The organism is Streptomyces sp. NPDC104309 (assembly GCF_055584025.1).
In genome coordinates this window covers 58,235-65,300 of the sequence record NZ_JBVJMV010000042.1, presented here as the reverse complement: position 1 = coordinate 65,300, position 7,066 = coordinate 58,235, and the positions used below count along the sequence as shown (strand labels likewise).

The following is a 7,066-nucleotide window of genomic DNA, read 5'->3' as shown; positions in this document are numbered from 1 at the left end:
CGAAAAGACCATCTGCACAAGCTGGTTGACATCCATCACATCGATATCAACGACCCTGCACCACGCAGAGTCACCACCGAATGTGAGACAGAGCCATTGACCGTACAGACCCGCTCCACTGTCAAAGCGGACGGGAATGCGACGAGAGGTCCGTGATAGGCCCGTGCACGTTGCCGGGTAAAGTGCGGCTGTGACCTCGAATTCTTCAGTGCAGCGGATCGAGGACATCCTCCGTGCTCGGATCGTGTCGGGACAGTACGCGTCAGGAGCGAGGCTTCCGGCAGAGCGTGAGCTGGCTGCGGATTTGGGTGTCAGTCGGATGACGCTGCGCCAAGCGGTGGAGTCGCTGCAGTACCGGGGTCTTGTGAAGCGACGCCCCGGCCGTGCTGGGGGGACCTTCGTCTCCGGCGGGGCCCCGATACTTGAACTCGCCTCCATGGTGGGGGTGCTCCAGCAGCTTGCCGTGGAGGGGGTCGAGGTCGTGTCGAGAGTCCTTGACGCGGAGAGTCTGCAGGCGTCGCCCGAGGTGGCGGCCGCGCTCGGGGTGGCGGTCGGGGACGAGGTGCATCATCTGCGGCGGCTTCGGTTCGCGGATGACGAGGCGGTCTCGATCGAGGATTCGTGGTATCCGGGGGTGCTCCTGCCGGGGTTCCCTCTTTCGCGGATCACGGGTTCGGTGTATGCGGTTCTGGCAGAGAGCGGTTCTGCGCCGGTCCGGAAAGTCGAGGACCTGTTGCCGGCTGTCACCTCGGCCGAGGAGCGGGAGCTGCTGGGCGTGGGTGCCCGTAATCCAGTGCTGCGGGTGGTGCGTACCTCCTACCGGTCGGACGGCCGGGCGGTCGAGTACTCGCACGACGTCTATCGGACGGATGCCCTGCGCGTGCGCGTGACCACCGGGACTGGGCCGGGGCTCTAACGGGCGAGCGCTGCGAGCTCGCCGACGGGGTAGGTGGCCTCGGGCGCGTTGTGCGCGAGCGGTCCGACGAGGATGCACGCCATGCCTGCGGCGTGTGCGGCGCCGATTCCTGCACGGGAGTCCTCGAAGACGACGGTGCGCTCAGGGGACACGCCCAGAAGGGCGGCTCCGCGCAGGAAGCCTTCCGGGCTCGGCTTTCCGACGGAGACGTCCTCGCAGCACACCGTGGCCTTGATGACGCGGTCCAGGCCAGTCGAGGCGAGGGCCGGTTCGAGAAGCCGCCGCATGGTCCCGGTGACCACGGCTACCTCGACGCCCGCCAGTGTCAGGGCCTCAACGAGTCGGACGTGCTCGGCAGGGATGCGCGGCCGTTCGGACACTTCGCGCGCGTAGGCCGCACACATGTGGTCGAGGATCCGGTCGGCAAGGCGCGCGTCGCCGCGCGAGAGCGCGGCGCAGATCTCGAGGTCGCTGATGCCTACGAAGCGACGCTCGTACTCGTCCCATCCCAACTCGATGCCGCACAGCTCCCTGGCCGCGTCCGCATACAGCAGCCCGACAAGGTCCTCATCGAGGGAGAGCGTGCCGTTGAAGTCGAACAGCACACCGTGCGCCCCGCGGAGCACGGCGAGGGCGGCGTCGAGGTCGATGGTGGGGGCTGGCATGGGGCTCCTTCGCCTCTGAGGCCTGGCGGTAGCGCGAGCGAGCATAACACTTTTCGGTCTAGACCAAAGTTTGCCGGCTGTTCGCCTTGACAACGGCCACTGGTCACGGTCGGCGAACAGCATGGCGGCGGGCGATCAGCTCACCTTCCGTCCGAGAGAACGGCGTCACCATGTCCAAGCTGTCCGAGTTCAGCCCCTCCCGCCGCAGTCTGCTGCGCCTGTCCGCACTCGGCCTGGGGGCGGCCGCCATCGGATCAACGCTTGCCGGGTGCTCCAGCGGCTCGTCCGCCGGTTCGCGGAAGACTGTCGGAACGTCCTTGGCCGAAATCACCGAACTCGCGAAGAAGGAGGGCAAGGTCCAGCTCATCGCCCTGCCGGACACGTGGGCGAACTACAAGGGACATCTGGAGAAGTTCCACGCCAAGTACGGCATCGCGACCCCTGTCGCGTCGCCGGACGCTTCTTCTGCGGAAGAGATCAAGGCCGTCAAGACCCTTCTCGGACAGGCTTCCCAGCCGGACACGATCGACATCGGCTACTCCTTCACGAAGCCCGCGACCGACCAGGGACTGATCGAGGCTTACAAGCCGAGCAACTTCGACAAGATCCCGGCCGGTCTCAAGGGCCCGAACGGCCTGTGGGTCGGCGCCTACTACGGGGTGGTCTCGATCGGCGTCAACACCAAGACCACCCGGCGCCCGGCGAGTTTCGAGGATCTCAAGCGCCCCGAGTACAAGGGCAAGGTGGCGCTCCCGGGCGACCCGCGGACCGGCGCCGGCTCCATCGCCGCGGTATTCGCCGCCGCCATTGCCTACGGCGGTTCGGCGGATGACATCACGCCCGGAATCGAATACTTCGCGGACCTCGCCAAGCGTGGCAACCTCGTGATCATCTCCGAGACGTCCACCGGGCTCGCCTCCGGACAGGCGGCCGTCGTCTTCGACTGGAACTACAACTTCACGGGCATGAGCGCCGAGATGAAGCGCAGCGGCGTGGACCTCGAATTCTTCGTCCCGGCCGACGGCGTTTTCGGCACGTACTACGCGCAGCCCGTCACGAAGGCCTCGCCGCAGCCGAACGCGGCGCGCCTGTGGATCGATTGGCTCACGAGCGACGAGGGCTCCGAGCAGTTCGCCCTCGGTGGCGCGGTGCCCGCGCGGTTCACCGAGCTGGCGCAGGCCGGCAAGCTGTCCAAGGAAGCGCTGGCCGGCCTTCCGTCGCCGGAGATCCTCCGCAAGGTGTCGTTCCCGACCATCGAGCAGGGCCAGAAGGCCGCCAAGCTCGTGACCGACACCTGGGCTGCGAAGGTTCGAGCCTGATGGCGGGTACGAAGGCCGCAGCCCTCAGGCTGCGGCGCCCGGTCGTGGGCACCCTGCCCTATTTCGTATTCCTCATGGTGTTCCTGGCCCTGCCGGTCGGGGCGAATGTGCTCCAGGCATTCAACGTCTCCGGGGCGTGGTCGACCGAGTCAGTGGCCCGGGTCTTCGAGCCCCAGTACTTCGACGCTTTCGTCCTGACCACGAACCTGTCCGTGCTGACGGCTGTCGTCGGCGGCGCGGCAGGCCTGGTCCTGGCCTGGGCGCTGGTCGGGGCGGACCGTCCGCGGTGGCTGAAGAACCTGGTCATGTCCTATGCGGCCATGGCCTCGCAGTCCGGCGGCGTGCCGCTGGCGTTCTCCTTCATCGCCACGATCGGCGGGCAGGGTCTCCTGACCTGGCTGCTGCCCGGTCTGTTCCAGGGAATCCGCCTTGACTCGTTCCTGGCCGTCGCACTGGTCTACCTGTACTTCCAGATTCCGCTCATGGCTGTGCTGATGCTGCCCGCGCTCGCGGGCCTGCGGCGCGAATGGCACGAGGCCGCGACCACCCTTGGCGCCACCGGATGGAGGTATGCGAAGGACATCGCCCTGCCCGTGCTCGCCCCCTCGCTCGGCGGGGCCCTGCTGCTGCTCTTCGCCAACGCGTTCTCGTCGTACGCCACCGCGTACGCCCTGGCCGGCGGCAGCCTGAATCTCGTACCGCTGCTCATCGGGTTCTTCATCGCCGGGAACGTGATGATCGACGACTCGTTCGCAGCCGCCCTCGCCACGGTCATGATGCTCGTCATCGTGGTCGCGATGAGCGCGCGGGCGCTTCTCGAGCGAAGGAGCCGAGCATGGCTGAGCCACTGACGTCCCGCGGCCGGAGCGCGCTGCGCACCACAATTCTGGTCGTCGCCCTCATCGGATTCCTCGTGCCCGTGGCCGGAGCCGCAGTCTTCGGGTTCACGGTTCCGGGCAAGTCCGGCGTGACGCTCGACAATCTCGCCGCCATCTTCACCGCAGCGGGCGCCGTCGAGGCGCTGAGCACGACGGCGATACTCGCCGTCCTGTCCACCCTCGCGACGCTCGGGCTGCTGCTGCCGACGCTGCTGGTCCTCCATCTGCACGGATCGGCCAAACTGCGTCACCTGGCGGAGTCGCTCTCACTGCTCCCGCTGGTGGTGCCCTCCGTGACGCTGGTCTCCGGGGCCGGGCTGTTCTTCCGAGCCACGATGCCCGGATTCCTGGTCTCGCCGCTCTCGCTGGTGCCGTTCTACGTGGTGCTGTGCCTGCCGCTGGCGTACCGCGCCCTCGACGCCCAGATGCGCTCGGGCAATCTGCCCACCCTCTGGGCGGCGAGCAGCTCGCTGGGCGCAGGAAGCCTCCGCACGCTGGTACGCGTCGTGCTGCCCCTCATGCGCACCGCGCTGCTGTCCGCGTCGCTCATGTGCATCGCGCTCGTGCTCAGTGAATTCGCCGTGGCCTCCCTCCTGCTGCACTTCACGCTCCCCGTCTACACCGTGCAGGCGGGCGCCGCCTCTCCGCGGGGCGCCGCCGCCCTGTCCTTCCTGACCATGATGCTCACGTGGCTGCTCCTGTCGGGCATCTCGTGGCTCGCCCAACGACAGAAACGAACCGAAACATGAGTTCACTCGATGCCCTCGGTGCGGCCCGCTCGGCGAGCACCGAAGCCCGTCCGGGGCACGTCTCGCTGGCCGGGGTCCGCAAGGCCTACGCCGGCCGGACCGTGCTCGACGACCTGAACCTGGGCCTCGTCCAGGGCGAGATGGTGGCACTGCTCGGCCCCTCGGGCTGCGGCAAGACCACCACCCTGCGGATCCTGGCCGGGCTGGAGCGGCCAGATGCCGGACGCGTCACCATCGCCGGCAGTGACGTGACCACGGCACCTTCGCGCTCACGCAACATCGGCGTCGTCTTCCAGAACTACTCACTCTTCCCCCACCTCTCCGCCCACGAGAACGTCGCCTACGGGCTGCGCATCCGACGTATGGACCGCCGCGGGCGCGCACAACGGGCCGAGGAGCTCCTTGAGTTGGTCGGGCTCGCCGAGCACGGCGCCAAGTTTCCCCACCAGCTCTCCGGCGGGCAGCAACAGCGTGTCGCCCTGGCCCGCGCCCTCGCGATCCAGCCCCAGCTGCTCCTGCTCGACGAGCCCCTCAGCGCCCTCGACGCGAGCGTCCGCGGGCGCCTGAGGGACGAGATCCGCCGGATCCAGCGCCAGGAGGGAATCACCACGCTGATGGTCACCCACGATCAGGAAGAGGCGCTCACCATGGCCGACCGGGTGGGAGTCATGCTCGACGGGCGCATCGAACAGCTGGCCACCTCCGAAACCCTCTACAACGAACCCGAGACACCGTTCGTCGCGCAGTTCGTCGGCGTCGTCAACCGCATCCAGGGGCTGGTGAAGAACGGCCGGATCACCGTGCTCGGAGCCGGCCTCCAGATCGCCAACCGCGAACCCGTCACCTCGGCCCAGGCAACCGCCCTGATCCGCCCCGAGGACATCTCCGTGAAGCCCGCCGGCGCCGGGGCTACCACAGGAGTCGTCGTCGAGCACATCCTGCGCGGGCCCCTCAGCTCGCTCGTCGTACGCCAGGGCGCCCATGACCTCCGGGTCGACCTGGCCACGCCGACGGCCCGCTCCTACCCCGTGGGCACCCCCGTGGCCCTCGGCGTCACCCGCACCCACACCATCGTCGAAAGCTGAACCACCCATGCCCACCCAATCGACATCGTCCCCCGCCCGAACCCGCATCCTCCTGATCGGCATCGACGGACTCCGCTGGGACCTGTGCGCCGACTCACCTGCCGCTCCCACGCTCCGCGCCATGGCAGGCGAAGGACACCTGATGCCCATGACCATGGAGGTGCCGACCATCTCCGGACCGGGCTGGTCCTCGATCCTCACCGGGACCACCCACTCCCAACACGGCGTCCAGGACAACACCTTCATCGGCCACCGGCTCCACCACCACCCCGACCTGCTGGCGCGGGCCTACTACCAGGATCAGAACACCCGGACGTTCGCAGCGGCCGGATGGCCCCCGCTGGTCTCCCCGGACGGCCTGGGCCCGGTCATCCACCAGCGCACGGAACAGCAGAAAGCCGAACTACATACCGTCGTCGCCCGTGACGGCGAGGTGCACGGCTACATCCGGATCGACGCCGAAGTCGCCGACTTCGCGAGGGCAGCGATCGCGTCCCCGCACGCGCCGGACGTCTCGTTCGTCTACTTCTGCGACGTGGACGACGCCGGTCACATCTACGGCGCACTGACCGAGGAATACCAAGCGGCGCTCGGCCGCGTCGACCGTCACGTGGCCAGGCTCACCCACGCCGTACACGCCCGCGCGAACGAGCACGGGGAACGCTGGCTCACCGTGGTCGTAGCCGACCACGGCCACCGCGACGAAGGAGGCCACGGCGGCGACACCCCCGAGGAGCGCACCTCGTTCATCCTGCGCTGGTCTCCAACCCTGCCCCTGAGCGCATGGCCGGACGAGGTTGCCCCACACGAACTGCTCGACCTGATCCTCGCGGAACGGGAACTCCAGTAAGCGGTCAGCGCCGAGCGCCCGGAAAGCTTGGAGCATCACCGCACGTTCGCGCGCCCGCGGGGATGCCTGATCGTTTGTAAGTGGCGGGTGGTGGCCTGGACTTCGCCTCGGTGAGCTGGAGGTCTCACGCAACGATGGCAGAATGGTCGAGTGCGGTTGCGGCGCTGGCAGTTGTGATTGCGGCATTACTGTAGGGCGACCCCTTGATCACGAGAGAGTCACACCCCCTTCCAGCCCGGCAATGAATCAGCACGCAAACCCCGGAGAGGGAAAGCAGGACGGGATGAATCGCAGTGAGAGGCAAGATGCTCCGGGGCAGCGGACCCGCTCGCACACGGCGAGCGGCAATATGCCCCGGGACGAACGTCGAACCGCACAAGGTCTCATGGGACAGAGGTAAGGAGCGGCCGGACGGGACATCGACGGGCTGCCCTCCGGCCGCGGCTGTCCTCCTGCGGCTGAGCCCACGCCAATGGGTGAGGCGGGAGAGCCCCGTCAGAGGGAGGTACCGCCGCGATCGTCCGACTCCTGGGCGGCCCGCTCGCTGGGCGCGAGCTGTCGACCACCCCTGCCCCGTGGCCTGGAGGCTGGCTCACGGCTGGTG

At 68.1% G+C, this 7,066-nt stretch carries 7 protein-coding genes; 6 read left to right on the top strand and 1 reads right to left on the bottom strand.

Annotated features, from left to right (window positions below):
• Nucleotides 1-208: 208 nt before the first annotated feature.
• Nucleotides 209-916, top strand: coding sequence for a GntR family transcriptional regulator (locus ACZ68L_RS37580; RefSeq protein ID WP_469586753.1), 708 nt, complete (start codon nt 209-211; stop codon nt 914-916).
• Here ACZ68L_RS37580 and ACZ68L_RS37575 read toward each other — a convergent pair.
• Nucleotides 913-1,581: an HAD family hydrolase gene (locus ACZ68L_RS37575; RefSeq protein WP_469586750.1), complete on the bottom strand. Its 669-nt coding sequence runs from the start codon at nt 1,579-1,581 to the stop codon at nt 913-915. The two genes, ACZ68L_RS37580 and ACZ68L_RS37575, sit on opposite strands and share 4 nt — an antisense overlap.
• 170 nt (nt 1,582-1,751) lie before the next feature.
• Here ACZ68L_RS37575 and ACZ68L_RS37570 point away from each other — a divergent pair, with 170 nt between their 5' ends.
• From ACZ68L_RS37570 to ACZ68L_RS37550, 5 genes are read left to right on the top strand one after another with little or no spacing between them, the layout of a single operon-like run.
• Nucleotides 1,752-2,900, top strand: coding sequence for an ABC transporter substrate-binding protein (locus ACZ68L_RS37570; protein WP_469586747.1), 1,149 nt, complete (start codon nt 1,752-1,754; stop codon nt 2,898-2,900).
• Nucleotides 2,900-3,751, top strand: coding sequence for an ABC transporter permease (locus ACZ68L_RS37565; RefSeq protein ID WP_469586745.1), 852 nt, complete (start codon nt 2,900-2,902; stop codon nt 3,749-3,751). Before ACZ68L_RS37570 ends, ACZ68L_RS37565 begins: the two co-directional genes overlap by 1 nt.
• The gene (locus ACZ68L_RS37560) at nt 3,736-4,527 is read left to right on the top strand and encodes an ABC transporter permease family protein (RefSeq protein ID WP_469586742.1); all 792 of its coding nucleotides are present in this window, start codon (nt 3,736-3,738) and stop codon (nt 4,525-4,527) included. The genes ACZ68L_RS37565 and ACZ68L_RS37560 overlap by 16 nt, the downstream gene beginning before the upstream one ends.
• On the top strand, nt 4,524-5,612 hold the full coding sequence (locus ACZ68L_RS37555) for an ABC transporter ATP-binding protein (RefSeq protein WP_469586739.1): 1,089 nt from the start codon (nt 4,524-4,526) through the stop codon (nt 5,610-5,612). The genes ACZ68L_RS37560 and ACZ68L_RS37555 overlap by 4 nt, the downstream gene beginning before the upstream one ends.
• A 7-nt stretch (nt 5,613-5,619) precedes the next feature.
• Nucleotides 5,620-6,462: an alkaline phosphatase family protein gene (locus ACZ68L_RS37550; RefSeq protein ID WP_469586735.1), complete on the top strand. Its 843-nt coding sequence runs from the start codon at nt 5,620-5,622 to the stop codon at nt 6,460-6,462.
• The last annotated feature ends 604 nt before the right edge of the window (nt 6,463-7,066 follow it).